The following is a 16,916-nucleotide window of genomic DNA, read 5'->3' on the forward strand; positions in this document are numbered from 1 at the left end:
CGGCCATGAAACGAGCGCTCGCGGCCGCGTTGCTCCTGGGCATGGCGCTGCCCGCCTACGCCCGCACCAAGGCCCGGATCAAGGCCGAGACCCTCCCCGAGGAGCCCCGCCTCGCCGCGGCCGCGCCCCTGTATCCGGCGCGCTCGACCGAGCCGATCGTCTTCGTCTGGCCGACGGAGAACATGCCGCTCGCGGCCGAGAACGAGTTCATCTTCGGCTCGGTCTCCCCGGCGACCGCCCCGTTCACGATCAACGGCGTCACCGTCCCCGTCCACCGGGACGGAGGCTTCCTCGCGTTCCTGCCGATCGCGCCCGGCACCTTCACCTTCCGGGCCGAGCTGGCGCTCTCCTCGACGACGACGGCGACGGCGGAGAGGCATATCCTCGTGCCCATGCCCGCGCAGCCCTTTCCCGGGAAGCTCGGCATCGATCCCGCCTCCCTGTCGCCCAGGGCCGACCTCGACCTGCGCGCCGGGGACTGGCTGACGGCGCGAATGAAGGGGACCCCCGGCAAGCCCGCGCGCTTCCGCGTGGGCAAGGGTCCCTGGCAGGAGATGCGCGGCTCCAACGCCGCGCTCGGGCTCTATGAAGGAACGCGGCAGATCGCGCTCGGCGAGGAGTTCGAGGCGGCGCCCGTCGTGTACGAGCTCGGGAAAGGCTGGTCGTCGGTCAAGCTCTCCGGCACGGCCCGCGTCTCGGCTTCGGCGCGCGATTCCCTGATCGCGACCGTGAAGACCAGCACCGCGGGCTTCGTCGCGGTCAAGACCGGCCCCGCCAACGGCTTCCTCTCCTTCCCGCTGGCCGGCACCCGGCTCACGGTGACCGGGCGCGAGAACAGCTCGCTGCGCGTGCGCCTGTCCGACTCCCTGTCCGGCTGGGTCGAGGCCAAGGACGTCGAGCTTTCCTCCGGCACGCCCCCCCGCGCGGTGACGGGCACGATCGGCGTCGCCAAGACCGCCCTCGGCGCGGCGGTGAAGATCGGCCTGTCGGAGAAGGCCGCCTTCGACGTCGAGCCCTCGGCCGGGCTCGACGCGCTGACGATCCGCCTCTACAACGCGGTCGGCCACACGAATTGGGCGGTCAACGAAGCCCCCGACCTCGTCTCGGAGGTCCGCTGGCGCCAAGAGGCCAGCGACGTCGTGGCCGTGACCATCCTGCTCAAGCCCGACGAGGTCCTGTGGGGCTGGTGGCCGTCCTACGAGGGGGGCGCCTTGCGCCTCGAGCTCCGCCGCGCCCCCAAGATATCGGATTACAAGCCGTTCTCTGGGATCACGATCATGCTCGATCCCGGGCACATGCCGTCGGCGACCGGCGCGACGGGCCCGCTCGGCACGCGCGAGATGGACGCGAACTACGCGATCGCGGTCGCCGCGAAGGCGCGCCTGGAGCGGGCCGGCGCGTCCGTGCTGATGACGCGCAGCGACCCCCTTCACGAGGTCTCTCTCGTGGACCGGCCGAAGCAGGCCGTCGAGCGGGGCGCCGACCTCTTCGTGAGCCTGCACAACAACGCCCTGCCCGACGGCGAGAACCCGGCGGCCAAGCCGCGCGGCTTCACCGTCTTCTACTACCACCCGCAAAGCCTCGAGCTCGGCCGCGCCGTGCACGAGGCCTACCGCGGGCGGATCAAGCTGCCCGACGAAGGCCTGCGCTGGGGCAACCTGCTCGTCTCCCGTCAGAGCGCGATGCCGGCGATCCTCGTGGAGAACGCCTACATGATCCTCCCCGAACAGGAGGCCCTGCTCAACGACGCCGCGTTCCGCGACGAGCTCTCCCGGGCGCTGGTCGAGGGCCTCGAGCGGTTCTTGCGGAACGCGCGGAGGAAGCCATGATCACGCCCGGCGCCGGAGCCCTGCCCGCCCTCGTCGACATCCTTCATTTCCTGTCCGCGGCGAAGGAGGCCGAGGAGGACCAGGTCTGGGCCCGCGTCCTCGACAAGCTCTCCGCGTCGCTCGACTGCGAGGCCGCGACCTATTTCGTCTTCCTGCCCAAGCCGCAGCAGCTCATCGCGCGGGCGGCGCTCGGCGCCGCGGGACATCGCGTCGAGTCGCGGCGCGTCGAGTCGGGCAAGGGCCTGTGCGGCTGGGTCGCGAAATACCGCGAGCCCGTGCTGACCGTCGACGCCTACTCGGACCCGCGCTTCCTGAAGGACCTCGACGCGGAGACCGGCTTCAAGACGAGCCATGTCCTCGCCGTGCCGCTGCTCGACCGGATGGAGCTGATCGGCGTCTTCGAGCTCATCAACAAGCGCGGCGGGCCTTTTTCCGAGGCCGACCTGGCCTTCGTCCAGGCCGCCACCTCGGCTTGCGCGATCGCGCTGCGCGCGATCCGTTTAGAGTCGACGGTCGACAAGGTCACCGCCCACAACGCGTCCATACTCGAGAACCTCGGCGGCGGCTTCGTCGCGGTGGACATCCACGGCCGCGTGATGCTGTGCAACCCGGCCGCGAAGAGCATCCTCGGCCTCCCCGGCGACCTGCCGATGAACCAGCCGGTGGACGCGACCTTGCTCACGATCCCCGAGATGGCCGAGATCCTGATGGACACCTTGGTCAAGAAGGAGACGGTCAAGCGCCGGGACCTGCGCTGGAAGCACAAGGGCGAGAGCCGGACGCTCGGCTACTCGACCTTGCTCATCCAGGACCCGCACGGGCAGGTGGTCGGCGCGGGCGTCACCTTCCAGGACATCACCTCCTTCCAGAAGAAGGCATGAAGGCTCCCGGCTTCAGCCAAGTGTAAGTGAGACGATGAAGGCCCACACCGAATACCTCTTCTTCGAGACCCCCGAGCGCCGGGCGCTCGTCAACATCACCGAGCGCCTCGCCGCGATCGTCGCGAAATCGAAGATACAGGAAGGGATGTGCCTCGTCTCCGCGATGCACATCACCGCCGGCATCTGGGTCAACGACGAGGAGCCCGGCCTCAAGCAGGACCTGATGGACTGGCTCGAGCGGCTCGCTCCCGTCGCGGACTACCGCCACCACCGGACCGGAGAGGACAACGGCGACGCCCATCTCAAGCGGACCTTGCTCGGCCACCAGGCGCTCCTGCCGGTCACCGAAGGCGCCCTCGACCTCGGCCCCTGGGAGCAGGTGTTCTACGCCGAGTTCGACGGCCGCCGCCGCAAGCGCGTCGTCGTCAAGGTGATGGGCGAGTGAAGCCGGCGCTGCTCCTCTGGCCGCTGCTCGCCGCGGCGCTCCTCTACCTCGGCCTGCGCCGCTTCGAGCGGTCGATGACCTTCGTCCCCTCGCGCGAGATGCTCGCCCACCCCGGCACCGTCGGCCTCGCCTACGAGCCTTTGTTCCTGACCGCCTCCGACGGCGTGAAGCTCCGGGCCTGGTGGATCCCCGGCCCATCCGAGGATTCCCCGGTCATGCTCTGCCTGCACGGCAACGGCGGCAACCTCTCGCACCGAACCGACAAGATGCGCCTGTTTCACGACGCGGGCGCCGCCCAGCTGTGGCTCGACTGGCGCGGCTACGGCGAGAGCGCCGGGACCCCGGACGAGCCGGGCCTGTACCGCGACGCGCTCGCCGGCTGGGCGTGGCTCAACGCGGTCAAGGCCGTCCCCGCTTCGCGCCTCGTGCTCTACGGCGAGTCGCTCGGCGGCGCCCCGGCCATCGAGCTCGCCTCGCGCGTGCCCGCCGCCGGCCTGATCGTCGACAGCTCGTTCACCTCGGCCGCCGACATGGCCCGGCACATCCTGCCCCGCTTCCCGGTCCGCCTCCTCAGCGCGCGCTTCGACAACCTCGCCCGCCTGCCGCGCGTGACGATCCCGACGCTCTTCCTGCACAGCCCGCAGGACGACATCATCCCCTACGCGATGGCCCTGAAGAACCTGGGCGCCTCCGGCTCGGCGAAGAAGCGCCTCGTCGACCTCAAGGGCTCCCACAACGAGGGCTTCCTCGACTCGGGGCCGACCTACCCGAAGGCGATCCGGGAATTCCTGGCGTCGCTGCCGGCGGAACCTAGGAAATAGCCGTTCCCTCCCCCAGAATCCGCCGCCGCTCCGAATCGTTATGCGCCCTGCACAACAGCCGAAGATTTCCTATCTCGTCCGTGCCTCCGAGCGCGCGCGGCTTCACATGGTCCACCTCCAGGGACCTTCGTGCCAAGCACCTGACTCCCGTCGTTCCAATGTAGGCGCACCGCGCGCCGTCGCGCGCCCAAACGGAGCGGCGCACTCTTGCCGGGAGGGAGCTCCCGCCCTTAACGGGCGATAGGCGGCCCGGCAGTCCCTTTTCCGGATCGTGACGCGCCAGATAATCCCGGGCTATCTCCAGAAGGATCTCGTCGATGGCTCCGCTCGGACATTTATGCCCCAGCAGTTGACGGGCTCGATCTATCGCCTCGCGAAGGGCCAGGGGACCTCGGAAACTGAAATCGACCCGCAGGACTGGAGCGCCATCCGTCCCCGACCCCGAAGCGACCGCGACGACACGGACCGAGCTCCTCCTTTCCGGTTCAGGCCGCAAGGGCGCGAGCATCTCGTCTATTTGCCGGGCGGATTTCCCCTCCGCCCGGGAGATGATCTCCGGGGCGTCCGGACGATGAACGAAGGGCGCTATCTTCGAAACGGCCGACAAAGACAGCTGACCGTCGGCCAGCGCTGAGAGCAGCTCGGGACGGGAGACCGTCGCCCGCGCGGCGTGGATCCTCCGATATGATTCATCCTCGCTGAGCTTCAAGCGTCGGATGCAAAAGTCGAACGTGGAAGAATAGCCCCATTCTTCGGGAAGCTTCCGCCTGTCGGCTTCGCCGAGCCAGGACAGAAAGGAATGGAGGCGCTCGCGCTCCTCTTCCACGAAGCGATCGAGCCTCGCCAGCAGTTCCTCGCTCGACAACGACCTCGGGTCATCCATACTATCAGACGATCGAGGTGCCTAAAAAGTTGCATCACCCGGCATACTTGGCACGTACCAAGTTTGCGGATATCTTTTCGGACTATCCGGCTCGCGAGCGTTATTCCAGATCGACGCCGCGCTGGGGGCAGTCGGGGCGCAGGAGGCAGGCGGCGCATTGCGGGTTGGCGGCCTTGCACACGCGCCGGCCGTGCCAGATCACCGCGTGGGACCAGAACCTCCAATCCTTGCGCGGGACGAGGGCGTTCAGGTCGCGCTCGACCTTGACCGGGTCCTCCTCGTCGGTGAGGCCGAAGCGGTAGGCGAGGCGCTTCATGTGCGTGTCGACGACGACGCCCTCGGGCTTGCCGTAGATCTCGCCGAGGACGACGTTGGCGGTCTTGCGCGCCACGCCGCGCAGGGCGAGCAGGCCCTCCATCGTGTCGGGGACCTTGCCGCCGTGCTCGTCGCGGATGGCCCGCGCGGTCTCGATGATCGCCCGCGCCTTCATCCGGTAGAAGCCGCACGAGCGCACGATCGCCTCGAGCTCGGCGGGCTCAGCCTTGGCGTAGTCGTCGACGGTCTTGTAGCGCTTGAACAAGACCTTCGTCGTCGCGTTGACGCGGACGTCGGTGCACTGGGCGGACAGGATGACCGCGAAGACGAGCTCGTGCGGCGTCTTGTAGTCGAGCTCGCAGTGCGCCTCCGGATAGAGCTTGCGCAGGCCCTTGAGCAGCTTGAGGACGCGCTCGGTCTTGACGCTCACCGCTTCTCGATCGGGTAGTAGTAGATCCCGAGGTTCACGGGGTTGTCGACGAAGCCCTTCACCCAGCCCCGCACGCCGTAGACCCCGGCGGGATGCACGGTGAAGATCGCCGGCGCCTCGTCGAAGCCCTTGGCCAGGATCTTCTTGTACAGCGCCGCGCGCTTGGCGGGCGACGACTCAGCCGCGGCCTTCTCTATCATAACGTCGAGCTCGGGGTTCGCGTAACCCTGGGCCGACGGGTAGCGCCCCTGCGAGTGGTAGAAGGCGTAGATGAAGTTGTGCGCGTCGGGATAGTCGGCGAGCCAGCCGCGGGCGAACAGCGGCATGAGCCGCCGCTGGGCCTTGTCCAGGAAGCTCGCCCAGTCCACGCCGCGCAGGTCGACGCGGAACTTCGGGTTCAGCTTCTCTACGTTCTTCTTGAGGATCTGCGCCGCCGCCTCGCGGTTCTCGGAGCCGGTGTTGTAGGTGAGGGTGAAGCGGAAGCCCTTGTCCCAGACCTTGCCGCCCCAGGCCTTGCGCAGATGCGCCTCGGCCTTCTTCAGGTCGTAGGCGTAGCGCGGCTGCTTCGCGTCATAGCCGGGGACGCTCGGCGGGATAGGCCCGAAGGCGCGGGCGGCGGTCCCCTTGAAGGTGTCGCGCATGATCGCGTCGTAGTCGAAGGCGTAGGAGAAGCCGCGGCGCACGTCGGCGTCGGCGAAGAAGTCCGGCGGGACGCCCTCGCCGTCGAGCTTGCCGGAGCCGATGTCGGGATTGGCGACCGGGTTGATCCTGACCGTGAAGAACAGCGCCGGGTCGGTCTGCAGGCGGAGCAGGCCGTCGAGCAGGACGGCGCCGGGGATGCCCGCCACCTGCGACGCGTACGGGCGCGGGGTCTCGATGAGGTCGGCGTCGCCGGCCTGGAGCATGAGCTTGCGCGTGTTGAGCTCGGGGACGGCCTTGATCAGCACCTGCTTGAGCTTCGCCGGGCCGCGGAAGTACGCGTCGTGACGCGCCAGCAGCACGTACCGGGCGGTCTTGTCCCAGCGGACGAGCTTGAAGGGCCCCGCGCCGTTCATGTGCTCGTGGAAGTAAGACTTCTCCTTGGGCGGATCGTTGAAATCCTTCCAGGTCGCGGCCGTCCCGTCCCAGTCTCCGTGAGCGACCGCCCAGGGCTTGGACATAATATATGACCATCTGGCCATGATCCCGAGGAAGGGCCCGAAGGGCCGCGGCAAGGAGATCACCACGTCGTTGCCGTTGACGACAATCGCTTTCTCCAGAGCGGCGTAATCCAACGTGATCGTTCCGGACGAGTTTCGCGTCGAAGGCACGCCCGCGATCGGCTCGAGCAAAAGCGCCGAGGGCCCCCCCGCGCGATCCGTGATCATGAACCGCAGGAGCGAGTAGCGCACGTCCTCGGGGGTGACCTCGGAGCCGTCGTGGAACCGGACGCCCTTGCGGATCGGGAAGCGATAGGTCCGTCCATCCGGGGAGATCAGCTTGTTCTTGAGGGAAGGGACCTTCTCCGCGATGCGCGGCTCGTATTCGGACAGCGAGGAGCCCTTGAACGCGATCAGCGTCTCGTAGACGTTCTGGATCACCGACTGGCTCGACCCGTCGTACGGATAGGCCGGATCGAGGCCGGCGGCCTCCCCGATCTCGAGGTTGGTGAAGGTGTCCGGGTTCTTGACCGGCTCGGCGGAGGCGGCGACGGCGGCCAGCAGGAGGGCGGTGATCATGGGGCCAAGATAGCGCATCGCGCGAGCCGTGTAAAGCGCGCGAGGACGGATACCGCGCCTCCAACTTAAATTCACACGGCCCGCATGGCGCCGCCCCGCCCCCCAGGCTATCATCTGCCGATCCCACGGAGGAAGAGATGAACAAGAGACTCAATCAGCCGGTCCAGGCCGCGCGGCTCTGCCGGGAGCTGGGCCTGACCTTGATCGGCCCCGACAGGGAGATACTGGCGGTGGGCGGCCTCGACTCGCTCGAGGAGCATTCTCTGGCCTTCGTGAGGGACCGCGCTCCCGGGGCGGGCTCGACCGGCACGGTGTTCGCGACCGCGCCCCTGCCCATGCAGGGCCTGACCGTGATCCAGTCCCTGAAGCCGCGGCTCGACTTCATCCGCGCGCAGCATATCCTCCGGAAATCGCCCGGATTCCTGGAGGATTCCACTCCGCCCGACATCCACCCGACCGTCCAGGTCGGGCGCGGGGCGGTGATCGAGAACGGGGTGAGGATCGGCGAAGGCACCTGCATCGGCAGCGGCGTCGTCATCAAGTCCGGCACCGTGATCGGCCGGCATTGCGAGATCAAATCGGGGGCGATCGTCGGCGAGGCCGGCTTCGGGTTCGAGCGCGACGAGGAAGGCCGCCCGATCAAGATGATCCAGATGGGCGGCCTGCGCATCGGCGATCACGTCGAGATCGGCAGCGTCAACACGGTGTGCCGCGGCGCGCTCGGCGACACGGTCATCGAGGATTACGTGAAGACCGACGACCACGTCCACATCGGCCACAACTGCCGCATCGGGTCGGGGACGATGATCACGGCCTGCGCGGAGATCAGCGGCTCGGTCACGATCGGGAAGAACGCCTGGCTCGCCCCGAACTGCTCGATCATGCAGAAGGTCACCATCGGCGACGGCTGCTTCATCGGCATCGGAGCCGTCGTGCTGCGCAGCGTCGAAGCCGGGGCCAAGATGTTCGGCAACCCCGCCATGCGGATCGTCGTCCCATCCGGCGCGTGAGGCGGCGGCCGGCGCTCGGCCCGAACGAGGCTCACGTCTGGCTCGTCGCGGACGAGGCGATCGAGGCCCGTCCCGGCCTTCTCGCGGAGTACCGCCGCCTGCTCTCGCCGGACGAGGAGCGGCGGCTGCGGCGGCTGAGCCATGACCGGGCGCGGCGCGAATATCTGACCGCCCGCGCCCTGTGCCGCACCGTCCTTTCGCGGTACGCCGACGTCGACCCCGGGGATTGGCGCTTCGCCCGGAACGAGCACGGGCGGCCGGAGGTCTCCGGGCCGCGAGGCCGCGGGCGCCTGCGCTTCAATCTGTCGGGAACGAGAGGCCTGACCGCGTGCGCGGTGACCTGGGAGCTCGACGCCGGGGTCGACGTCGAGGCCCTGAGGACGGTCGGGGCCGCCGACGGGCTCGCGGACCGCTTCTTTTCCCCGCTGGAGGCGCGCGTCCTCAGGGACCTGCCTCCCGCCCGCCGGCGGGAGCGCTTCCTCGAATACTGGACGCTCAAGGAATCCTACATCAAGGCCACGGGCAAGGGGCTCTCGATCCCGCTCGACCGCTTCTCGTTCCATCTCGACGAGGGGCCGGGCATCCGGATCTCGTTCGCCCCCGGGATCGAGGACTCGCCGCGGCGATGGCAGTTCGCCCTCCTGAGGCCGACGGACGGCCACGTCCTGGCCTTGGGAGTGCGGCGCTCCAGCGGAGCCGAGGTAGCGGTCACGTCGCGAGAGACCGTGCCGCTTCGTGACGCCGGCGCCGCGCCGCGCTGACCGGCCGCGCCGGCGGGGCGGAAAGGGCGCGGATCGCCTCCTCGGGAGACTTGAAATGGTCCAAGAGGGCGTGCAGCCAGCGCTCGATGCCGAACGCGACGCAGCCCGTGTAGGCGGGCTTGCCGTCGGCGGTCGTTATGCGGCAGCGGTCTCCGAAGAAGTTCCGGTGGAAATTCATCGAGCCGAACGCCAGCGATCCCCCGTAGACGAACTCCTCCTTCGTCGGGAACAGGGCCTGCATCGAGGCCCTCGGGTTCGCGGGCTGGAAGAAGGGGTCGGTGGCGGCCTTGATCTCGAACGGCAGACCGAGCCCGCGGAGGAACCCCTGGATCATGCCCTTGAACGAAAGGAGGTGCTCCTGGACAGCGTCCATGGGGCCGACGCAGACGATCTCGCGCATCGAGAAGCCCCAGAGCCGCGACAAGCCGGCGTATTCCGTCTCGTTGCGGAAGCAGCTCGCGATCGTCGTGACGTACGCCGGCGCGTCGAGGCGCGTGTCCTGCAGGTGCAGATAGACGTTGTAGCAGGCGGCCGAGGGGAGGACGTGCGCGCTCGACGTCATGTGCTCCGCCGCGATCTCCTCGACGCCGGCTTTGAGCGCGTACTCCGCCTCGAGCTTCGACGCGGCGATCCTGGAGACGGACGCCGCCAGGTGCGGGAAATTCTTGAAGTAATCGAAGCGGCTCAGGTCCTTGACGCGCATCAGCGGGGGGAACAGCATCGGAGCCGCCCGGCGCGTCCGCGCCCACTCCAGGAACCGCCGGTCCAACATCGTACGGATGCGGACCATCTCGGGACCCAACGTCGCCAGCCCCTGCTCGACGCTATACGCTGACTTGAGTCCTCTCATTTTTCCCCTCCTCCAGGATGTTGGTCCGGATCAGCCGCAAGGTGCGCAGCGAATTCGCGGCCGACCCGGCCGCCAGCGGGATCCGCCTGCCGGTGAGCTCTTCCATGAAATAGACGAAGTTGATGAACGTGACCGAATCCAGGATCCGGTTGTCGATCAAGTCGGTGTCCAGATCGATCTCCTTGACGTCAGGCCTCTCCCGCAGCAGCCACTTCTTGACCTCTCCGATCCGTTCGTCGTCCATGTGTCCTCCTTCCTAATGCAACGCGTCGAGCCGCTCGACCATGCCGTAGGTCCGCAAGAAGGCGAGGGACCGGGAGAGGAGTATCCCGTGCTGCTTCCGCCGTCCGGGCTGCCGGAGCAGCTCCCGACGGAACCCGTAGGCGTCCCGGATCCCCGCGTCCGCGTACATCTGCGGGTTGTAGAACGACTGGAGGGTGAAGGAGACGTACTCCTTGAGCTGGCCGCGGAAGACCGCCTCTTCCTCGGGGCCCAAGCGGCCGAGCAGCGCGTGAAGGTGCCGGGCGATCTGCCGGCCGGCGGCGATGTGCCTCGATTCGTCGGCGTGGTGCGCCGCGTTCAGGGCGCGGACGATCGGGGGCAGCCGCGCGTCCCCGCTCATCCGGATGTTGAAATGATCCCCGATCTCCTCGAATATGAGGATGCGCAGGAACACCAGGAAGAGGTCGAGCTCGGGGCGGATGTCGTCCTCCGAGACGCTGACCGTCGAATCGGGATAGATCTTGCCGTACCGCCGGCAGAATTCCGAGAAGAACCACATGTGGTGGTTCTCTTCAGCGATGAACCGGTGGAAGAAATCGGAAGGGACCTCGAAGCCGCCCGTGTGGATGTGCCGGCTGATCACCATGATCAGCTCGCGCTCGCCGTGAAGGGTCAGGCTGAAGAAATTCAGGAGCGCGCGCCGGCTGAGCGCCTTCAGGGTCCGCTCGTCGAGGACGTCCATCAGCGGCGTGCCGTGGACGGACATGAGCTCCGGCGGCATCAGCCATTCGTCCTCGCCGATGCTTCCCGGCCATGCGAAGCGGCGGCGAGGATCGCAGTCGCGCTCGATCGAGCTCGCCGTCAGCTTCTCCAGAACCGCCGCGTAGGCCTCGCTCATGACCCCTCCTCCGACTCGCGCGCCTGAGCGGTAGTGTAGTCCGGCGCGGCCGGGAATCCCATTCGCGCTGTGTCATGATTTTATATGCGCCGGCTTCAAACCGCCAGAGATTACAGGCCGCCGCCTCATCGGATTGTTTGACCTAAATCAACTAACGACCCTCGATGCCGTGATAGAATCGGGCTTATGGAAGCCAACTGCGCCTCGAAGCGTTCGTGCCGGTTATTCGAGTTCCTCGAGTCCTCGATCGGCAAAAAAATCATGGTCGCCGCGGCGGGGATACTCCTGTGCGGCTTCCTCGTCACCCACCTCGCCGGGAACCTGCTGATGTTCGCCGGCGGCTCGGCCTTCGACCGTTACGCCGAGGCGCTGGAGCACAACCCGCTGCTTCCGATCGCCGAGCTCGGCCTCGCGGCGCTGTTCCTCCTTCACATAGTCCTCTCCATCCGGGCCACGCTCGCCAACCGGGCCGCCCGCCCCGAGGGCTACCAGGTCTATAAGGGAAAGGGCGCGCGCACGCCCGGCTCGCGCACGATGGCGATCACGGGGCTGCTCATCCTCGCCTTCGTCATCGTCCACGTCGCGACCTTCAAGTACGACGTCGGCGGCCTGAAGGGCCAGATCGCGGGACAGGAGGAAAGCCTTTTCTCCCACGTGGTCGGCTGGTTCGCCAATCCCTGGTACTCGATCTTCTACGTCGTCGCGGTCGGCGGGGTGGGACTGCACCTGTCCCACGGCGTGCAGAGCGCCCTGCAGACCTTCGGCGTGAATCACCCCCGCTACACGCCGGCGCTGAAGAAGCTCGGCCTGGCGTTCGCCTTCCTGATCTTCGCGGGCTTCGCGTCTTTGCCCGTTTATTTCGGCTTTATCCACAAGACCGCGGACGCCTGCTGCGCGCAGGTCGAAGGAGGCTCCAAGTGAAGCTCGAATCCAAGGTTCCGACGGGCCCGATCGAAAAGTCGTGGGATAAGCACCGCTTCGAGCTGAAGCTGGTCAATCCGGCCAACAAGCGCAAGTTCAAGATCCTCGTCGTCGGCACCGGCCTCGCCGGCGCCTCCGCCGCGGCGTCCTGCGCGGAGCTCGGCTACCAGGTCGAGGTGTTCTGCGTGCAGGACTCCCCGCGCCGCGCCCACTCGATCGCCGCCCAGGGCGGGATCAATGCCGCGAAGAATTATCCCAACGACGGCGACTCGGTGTGGCGCCTGTTCTACGACACGATCAAGGGCGGAGACTTCCGCGCCCGCGAGGCCAACGTGTACCGCCTCGCCCAGGTGTCGAACAGCATCATCGACCAGTGCGTGGCCCAGGGCGTGCCCTTCGCCCGCGAGTACGGCGGGACGCTGTCGAACCGCTCGTTCGGCGGGGCGCAGGTCAGCCGCACCTTCTACGCGCGCGGCCAGACGGGCCAGCAGCTCCTGCTCGGCGCGTACTCCGCGCTGATGCGCCAGGTCGGCGCCGGCGCGGTCAAGATGCACACCCGCAGCGAGATGCTCGACCTCGTCGTCGTCGACGGCGCGGCGCGCGGCATCATCACGCGCGACCTCGCGACCGGGAAGGTCGAACGGCACGCCGGCGACGCGGTGCTCCTGTGCACCGGCGGCTACGGCAACGTGTTCTACCTCTCGACCAACGCGAACTCCTGCAACGTCACCGCGACGTGGCGGGCGTACAAGCGCGGCGCGGCGTTCGCCAACCCGTGCTACACGCAGATCCACCCGACCTGCGTGCCCGTCACCGGCGAGTACCAGTCCAAGCTGACCCTCATGTCCGAGTCGCTCCGCAACGACGGCCGGGTGTGGGTCCCGCTGAAGAAGGGCGACGACCGCAAGCCGCAGGACATCCCCGAGGCGGAGCGCGACTACTACCTGGAGCGCAAGTACCCCGCTTTCGGCAACCTCGTCCCGCGCGACATCGCGTCGCGCGCGGCCAAGCAGATGACCGACGACGGCCGCGGCGTGGGCAAGACCGGCCTGTCGGTGTACCTCGACTTCGCCGACGCGATCAAGCGCATCGGCCTCGACAAGGTGAAGGAGAAGTACGGGAACCTCTTCGACATGTACCACCACATCACCGACGAGGACCCTTACCAGCAGCCGATGCGCATCTACCCCGCGGTGCACTACACCATGGGCGGCCTGTGGGTGGACTACAACCTGATGACCACGGTCCCCGGGCTTTTCTGCCTGGGCGAGGCCAACTTCTCCGACCACGGGGCCAACCGCCTCGGCGCCTCGGCGCTGATGCAAGGCCTCGCGGACGGCTACTTCGTCCTGCCCTACACGATCGGGGGCTACCTGACGGGCAACAAGCTCCCCAAGGTGACGACGGACCACAAGGCGTTCACGGAGGCCGAGGGCAGCGTCAACGCCCGCACCAAGGCCCTGCTCGGCGCCAACGGCAAGAAGGCGCCCTCGGTCCTGCACCGCGAGCTCGGCCACGTCATGTGGAACAACGTCGGCATGGGCCGCAACGCGAAGGGTTTGAAGGAAGCGCTGTCCCGCATACCCGAGATCCGGGCCGAGTTCTGGAAGAACGTGTCCGTCGTCGGCTCCGGCGAGGACTTCAACCAGACGCTCGAGCGCGCCGGCCGCGTGGCCGACTTCCTCGAGTTCGGCGAGCTGCTGGCCAAGGACGCCCTCGTGCGCGAGGAGTCGTGCGGCGGGCATTTCCGGGAAGAGCACCAGACTCCGGACGGCGAGGCGAAGCGCGACGACGAGAAGTTCGCGCACGTCGCCGCCTGGGAGTACAAGGGCGAGGGCCAGGAGCCCGCGCGGCACACCGAGCCCCTGACGTTCGAGAACGTCCACATCGCGCAGAGGAACTACGCCTAACATGAACATCACTCTGAAGGTCTGGCGCCAGAAGAACGCCTCCGAGCCCGGCGCGCTCGTCCAGTACGACGTCAAGGGGATCGTCCCCGAGATGTCCTTCCTCGAGATGCTCGACACCCTCAACGAGCAGCTGCTGGCCAAGGGCGAGGACCCCCTCGCCTTCGACAGCGACTGCCGCGAGGGCATCTGCGGCATGTGCGACCTCATCATCGACGGCCAGGCGCACGGGCCCGACAAGGGTGCCACGACCTGCCAGCTCCACATGCGCAGATATAAGGACGGCGACGTCGTCACGGTGGAGCCCTTCCGCTCGAAGGCCTTCCCCATCGTCAAGGACCTCGTCGTCGACCGCTCCGCCTTCGACCGCATCCAGGCCGCCGGCGGCTTCGTCTCCATCAACACCGGCAACGCGGTGGACGGGAACAACATCCTGATCCCGCACGACAAGGCCGAGAAGGCCATGGACGCCGCCGCCTGCATCGGCTGCGGAGCATGCGTGGCCGCCTGCCCGAACGCCTCGGCGATGCTGTTCGTCGCGGCCAAGGTCAGCCAGTACGCGCTGCTGCCCCAGGGCCAGCCCGAGCGCGAGAAGCGCGTGCTCGCGATGCGCGAGGCGATGGACGCCGAGGGCTTCGGCCACTGCACGAACGAGTACGAGTGCGAGGCCGCCTGCCCGAAGGAGATCAAGATCAGCAATATCGCGCGGCTGAACCGAGAGTTCCTGCGCGCGACATTGGTTTCCGAATAAACGTCGACACGAGTGCTCTTAAACGAGGATTTCGGGGTCACGCAGGCCAAACTCGAAGACCTTAAGGCTCGTATTCTTCGTCTAAAGATCGACCTCCGCCTCGTCGAGGAGTCGTTCTCGCGCGGCGGAGGCAAGGGCGGTCAGAAGGTCAACAAGACCTCCAACCGGGTCCAGCTGTGCTATCCTCCGCACGATATCCGCGTGGCCTGCCAGCGCGAGCGAAAGCGCAGCCTCAACCGCTTCCTCGCCCTGCGCGAGCTCGTGGACCGGATCGAGATGAAGACCTCCCCCGAGACCTCCGCGCGCCTGCACGAGATGGAGCGCCTGCGCCGCCGCAAGGCCCGCGCCCGCGCGCGCTCGGCGGAGAAGCACGCCGCATGACCCGCGCTCTCGCCGTCGCGATGCTTCTCATCGCGCTCGCCGCCCCGGCGCGCGCCCAGCGCCCCCCGGTCGAGCGCACCGACGCCGCCGCGCGGGAACTCGCCGCCGACGTGAAGGCCTCCCCGACGACGCCGGACAACATAAAGGAACGCATGGACCGGCTCATGCATTTCGCGATGGCCAGCGGCCGGCCCCAGCGCTATCTGAGCAGGGAGAAGGCCCATGCCGTCCAGAAGGTCGCCGTCGCGGGCCGGTTCCGGGACGCCGCGAAGATGGTCGATCAGCTTTATCTCGAAGCCGCTGCGGCGAGCGAGCGCGAGCCGGAGCCGCCTGAGCCGCCGATGGACCAGCCGTTCGGCGAGCGCCCGATCGTGGGCCCTGGCCACGACACCCCGGTCATGCTCTCCCAGCTGCCCCAGGCCCGCCCCATCGAGTCGGCGCCGGCCGCGGCCGCCCCGCCCGCGCTGCTGGCCGCCCCCGCCGAGCCGCTCCCGGCCGTCGAGACCCCCGCGCCGGAGGCGAGGCCGCGCCCCCGCCGCCTCCTCCTGCTCGGGTCTGCGCTGTTCGCGCTCGCGGGCGCGCTGATCGCCTTCGCGGCCTGGAAGGCCCGCCCCAAGGCGGAGAGCGCCGAGCCGAGGCAGTCGCTGACCGACAAGTACGCCCTCGGCCCCCTGATCACCGCCGGCGGCATGGGCGAGGTCTACGAGGGACAGGACCTCACCTTGGGACGGAAGGTGGCGCTGAAGAGGATGCTGCCGGACCTGAAGCTCGACGCCGCCCTGCGCATGCAGTTCCTCAACGAGGCGAAGACCGTCGCGAGGCTCACCCACCCCTACATCGTCCAGATCCACGACTGCATGGAGAACGGCGAGGACGTCTACCTCGTCTTCGAGTTCGTCAAAGGCCGGACTTTGGCCCAGGTCCTGACCGAGAAGCCGCGCCTGCCCCTCAAGGAATGCTTGAAGATCTTCTCCTACGTCTGCCCGGCCATCGAGCACGCGCACAAGAACCACGTCCTTCACCGCGACCTCAAGCCCGCCAACATCATGATCGACGACAACGGCATCGCGCGCGTCATGGATTTCGGCATCGCGCTGGAGTCCACGCGCACGGCCGCGAGCGTCGGGCCCGGCCACCTCGACGCCTCGGGGACCCTGCGCTACATGCCGCCGGAGCAGCACTACGGCAAGAGCGTACGCGCCTCGGACGTCTACGCGATGGGCGTCTGCCTCTACGAGATGACGACCGGGACTTTGCCCTTCGCCGCGGGCGGCGTCGAGGAGCTCATCGAGCAGAAGCGCGCCCGCCGCTTCCCGGCGCCGAGCTACTTGGTCCCGGGCCTTCCCCGGGAGCTCGACCTCTTCGTGACCTCGGTCCTGGCCCCGGACCCGCAGCAGCGGATGGGCAGCGCGCTGGAGTTCCTCGAGCTCCTCGAGGGGGTCGCCGCCGCGTGAAGTACTTCACGCCCGAGGAGGCCGACGCCCTCATCCCTGAGTTGGAGAGGATATTCTCGGCCGTGGCCGGCCTCGCCGCCACGGCCGAGCTGAAGGCCGCGAGCCTGCGCAAGCGCCAGCTGAGCGGCGACGCCGACGAGGCCGGATCGGCCATCGAGCGGTCCCAACTCCAGTTCCTCGCCTCGGGCATCAACGACTGGATGCAGAAGATCGTGGAGCTCGGCGCCCTGCCCAAGGGCGTGGAGCCGGCCCTCGTGGACTTCCCCTCGAAGGTCGACGGGCGCGAGGCCTACCTGTGCTGGAAGCTCGGCGAGAAGAAGGTCTCGCACTACCACCCGGTCAACGAAGGGTTCTCCACGCGCAAGCCGCTCCCCAAGCGCCGCGCCTAGCCGCCGACACAAAAGCTTGAACTTTCCTCTCTAGCTCCGCCCCGGGGCGC

At 67.9% G+C, this 16,916-nt stretch carries 18 protein-coding genes; 12 read left to right on the forward strand and 6 right to left on the reverse strand.

Annotated features, from left to right (window positions below; all coding sequences use genetic code 11):
- Positions 1-5 precede the first annotated feature (5 nt).
- Genes HYV14_13940 through HYV14_13955 form a run of 4 tightly spaced genes read left to right on the forward strand, consistent with a single transcriptional unit; the run spans position 6 to position 3,976 of the window.
- A complete protein-coding gene (locus tag HYV14_13940) occupies positions 6-1,829 on the forward strand; it encodes an N-acetylmuramoyl-L-alanine amidase (GenBank protein ID MBI2387088.1) in 1,824 nt (607 codons plus the stop codon).
- The gene (locus HYV14_13945; GenBank protein MBI2387089.1) at positions 1,826-2,710 is read left to right on the forward strand and encodes a GAF domain-containing protein; all 885 of its coding nucleotides are present in this window, start codon (positions 1,826-1,828) and stop codon (positions 2,708-2,710) included. Before HYV14_13940 ends, HYV14_13945 begins: the two co-directional genes overlap by 4 nt.
- A 34-nt stretch (positions 2,711-2,744) precedes the next feature.
- The gene (locus HYV14_13950) at positions 2,745-3,155 is read left to right on the forward strand and encodes a YjbQ family protein (GenBank protein MBI2387090.1); all 411 of its coding nucleotides are present in this window, start codon (positions 2,745-2,747) and stop codon (positions 3,153-3,155) included.
- Positions 3,152-3,976, forward strand: a complete 825-nt coding sequence (locus tag HYV14_13955; GenBank protein MBI2387091.1) for an alpha/beta hydrolase — start codon at positions 3,152-3,154, stop codon at positions 3,974-3,976. Before HYV14_13950 ends, HYV14_13955 begins: the two co-directional genes overlap by 4 nt.
- Here the strand turns inward: HYV14_13955 and HYV14_13960 are convergent.
- From HYV14_13960 to HYV14_13970, 3 genes are all read right to left on the reverse strand, one after another.
- Positions 3,966-4,859 carry an HNH endonuclease gene (locus HYV14_13960; GenBank protein MBI2387092.1) on the reverse strand — a complete coding sequence of 298 codons (894 nt, stop codon included), beginning with the start codon at positions 4,857-4,859 and terminating at the stop codon, positions 3,966-3,968. The two genes, HYV14_13955 and HYV14_13960, sit on opposite strands and share 11 nt — an antisense overlap.
- 100 nt (positions 4,860-4,959) lie before the next feature.
- Complete coding sequence (nth, locus tag HYV14_13965; protein MBI2387093.1) at positions 4,960-5,604, reverse strand: endonuclease III; 645 nt, start codon at positions 5,602-5,604, stop codon at positions 4,960-4,962.
- The gene (locus HYV14_13970; protein MBI2387094.1) at positions 5,601-7,322 is read right to left on the reverse strand and encodes an ABC transporter substrate-binding protein; all 1,722 of its coding nucleotides are present in this window, start codon (positions 7,320-7,322) and stop codon (positions 5,601-5,603) included. Before HYV14_13970 ends, nth begins: the two co-directional genes overlap by 4 nt.
- A 137-nt stretch (positions 7,323-7,459) precedes the next feature.
- Here HYV14_13970 and HYV14_13975 point away from each other — a divergent pair, with 137 nt between their 5' ends.
- Positions 7,460-8,332: a UDP-3-O-(3-hydroxymyristoyl)glucosamine N-acyltransferase gene (locus HYV14_13975; protein MBI2387095.1), complete on the forward strand. Its 873-nt coding sequence runs from the start codon at positions 7,460-7,462 to the stop codon at positions 8,330-8,332.
- Complete coding sequence (locus tag HYV14_13980) at positions 8,329-9,093, forward strand: 4'-phosphopantetheinyl transferase superfamily protein (protein MBI2387096.1); 765 nt, start codon at positions 8,329-8,331, stop codon at positions 9,091-9,093. Before HYV14_13975 ends, HYV14_13980 begins: the two co-directional genes overlap by 4 nt.
- On the opposite strand, the gene HYV14_13985 is transcribed toward HYV14_13980, so the two are convergent.
- Genes HYV14_13985 through HYV14_13995 form a run of 3 tightly spaced genes read right to left on the reverse strand, consistent with a single transcriptional unit; the run spans position 9,041 to position 11,063 of the window.
- Entirely contained in the window at positions 9,041-9,943 is a 903-nt protein-coding gene (locus HYV14_13985; GenBank protein MBI2387097.1) for a hypothetical protein, read from the reverse strand. The two genes, HYV14_13980 and HYV14_13985, sit on opposite strands and share 53 nt — an antisense overlap.
- Complete coding sequence (locus HYV14_13990; GenBank protein ID MBI2387098.1) at positions 9,918-10,187, reverse strand: acyl carrier protein; 270 nt, start codon at positions 10,185-10,187, stop codon at positions 9,918-9,920. The genes HYV14_13985 and HYV14_13990 overlap by 26 nt, the downstream gene beginning before the upstream one ends.
- Before the next feature lie 12 nt (positions 10,188-10,199).
- Positions 10,200-11,063 (reverse strand): diiron oxygenase, encoded by an 864-nt coding sequence (locus HYV14_13995; GenBank protein ID MBI2387099.1) that lies wholly within the window; start codon positions 11,061-11,063, stop codon positions 10,200-10,202.
- A gap of 186 nt (positions 11,064-11,249) precedes the next feature.
- Here HYV14_13995 and HYV14_14000 point away from each other — a divergent pair, with 186 nt between their 5' ends.
- Genes HYV14_14000 through HYV14_14025 form a run of 6 tightly spaced genes read left to right on the forward strand, consistent with a single transcriptional unit; the run spans position 11,250 to position 16,866 of the window.
- Positions 11,250-11,984, forward strand: a complete 735-nt coding sequence (locus tag HYV14_14000) for a succinate dehydrogenase cytochrome b subunit (protein ID MBI2387100.1) — start codon at positions 11,250-11,252, stop codon at positions 11,982-11,984.
- The gene (locus HYV14_14005; protein MBI2387101.1) at positions 11,981-13,894 is read left to right on the forward strand and encodes a fumarate reductase/succinate dehydrogenase flavoprotein subunit; all 1,914 of its coding nucleotides are present in this window, start codon (positions 11,981-11,983) and stop codon (positions 13,892-13,894) included. Before HYV14_14000 ends, HYV14_14005 begins: the two co-directional genes overlap by 4 nt.
- A gap of 1 nt (position 13,895) precedes the next feature.
- Positions 13,896-14,642 carry a succinate dehydrogenase/fumarate reductase iron-sulfur subunit gene (locus HYV14_14010; GenBank protein ID MBI2387102.1) on the forward strand — a complete coding sequence of 249 codons (747 nt, stop codon included), beginning with the start codon at positions 13,896-13,898 and terminating at the stop codon, positions 14,640-14,642.
- Between the two features lie 12 nt (positions 14,643-14,654).
- A complete protein-coding gene (locus HYV14_14015) occupies positions 14,655-15,023 on the forward strand; it encodes a peptide chain release factor-like protein (protein ID MBI2387103.1) in 369 nt (122 codons plus the stop codon).
- A complete protein-coding gene (locus HYV14_14020) occupies positions 15,020-16,477 on the forward strand; it encodes a serine/threonine protein kinase (GenBank protein ID MBI2387104.1) in 1,458 nt (485 codons plus the stop codon). Before HYV14_14015 ends, HYV14_14020 begins: the two co-directional genes overlap by 4 nt.
- Positions 16,474-16,866 (forward strand): DUF2203 domain-containing protein, encoded by a 393-nt coding sequence (locus HYV14_14025; GenBank protein ID MBI2387105.1) that lies wholly within the window; start codon positions 16,474-16,476, stop codon positions 16,864-16,866. The genes HYV14_14020 and HYV14_14025 overlap by 4 nt, the downstream gene beginning before the upstream one ends.
- Positions 16,867-16,916: the final 50 nt, after the last annotated feature.

The organism is Elusimicrobiota bacterium, from assembly GCA_016182905.1.
GTDB lineage: Bacteria > Elusimicrobiota > Elusimicrobia > UBA1565 > UBA9628 > GWA2-66-18.

Bases quoted from the DNA above. Each gene is read 5' to 3' on its own strand.
- HYV14_13990 (MBI2387098.1), bottom strand. From the start codon at position 10,187: ATGGACGACGAACGGATCGGAGAGGTCAAGAAGTGGCTGCTGCGGGAG.
- HYV14_13945 (MBI2387089.1), top strand. From the start codon at position 1,826: ATGATCACGCCCGGCGCCGGAGCCCTGCCCGCCCTCGTCGACATCCTT.
- HYV14_13960 (MBI2387092.1), bottom strand. From the start codon at position 4,859: ATGGATGACCCGAGGTCGTTGTCGAGCGAGGAACTGCTGGCGAGGCTC.
- HYV14_13985 (MBI2387097.1), bottom strand. From the start codon at position 9,943: ATGAGAGGACTCAAGTCAGCGTATAGCGTCGAGCAGGGGCTGGCGACG.
- HYV14_13950 (MBI2387090.1), top strand. From the start codon at position 2,745: ATGAAGGCCCACACCGAATACCTCTTCTTCGAGACCCCCGAGCGCCGG.
- HYV14_13940 (MBI2387088.1), top strand. From the start codon at position 6: ATGAAACGAGCGCTCGCGGCCGCGTTGCTCCTGGGCATGGCGCTGCCC.
- HYV14_13995 (MBI2387099.1), bottom strand. From the start codon at position 11,063: ATGAGCGAGGCCTACGCGGCGGTTCTGGAGAAGCTGACGGCGAGCTCG.
- HYV14_13975 (MBI2387095.1), top strand. From the start codon at position 7,460: ATGAACAAGAGACTCAATCAGCCGGTCCAGGCCGCGCGGCTCTGCCGG.
- HYV14_14000 (MBI2387100.1), top strand. From the start codon at position 11,250: ATGGAAGCCAACTGCGCCTCGAAGCGTTCGTGCCGGTTATTCGAGTTC.
- HYV14_13970 (MBI2387094.1), bottom strand. From the start codon at position 7,322: ATGATCACCGCCCTCCTGCTGGCCGCCGTCGCCGCCTCCGCCGAGCCG.
- HYV14_14020 (MBI2387104.1), top strand. From the start codon at position 15,020: ATGACCCGCGCTCTCGCCGTCGCGATGCTTCTCATCGCGCTCGCCGCC.
- HYV14_14010 (MBI2387102.1), top strand. From the start codon at position 13,896: ATGAACATCACTCTGAAGGTCTGGCGCCAGAAGAACGCCTCCGAGCCC.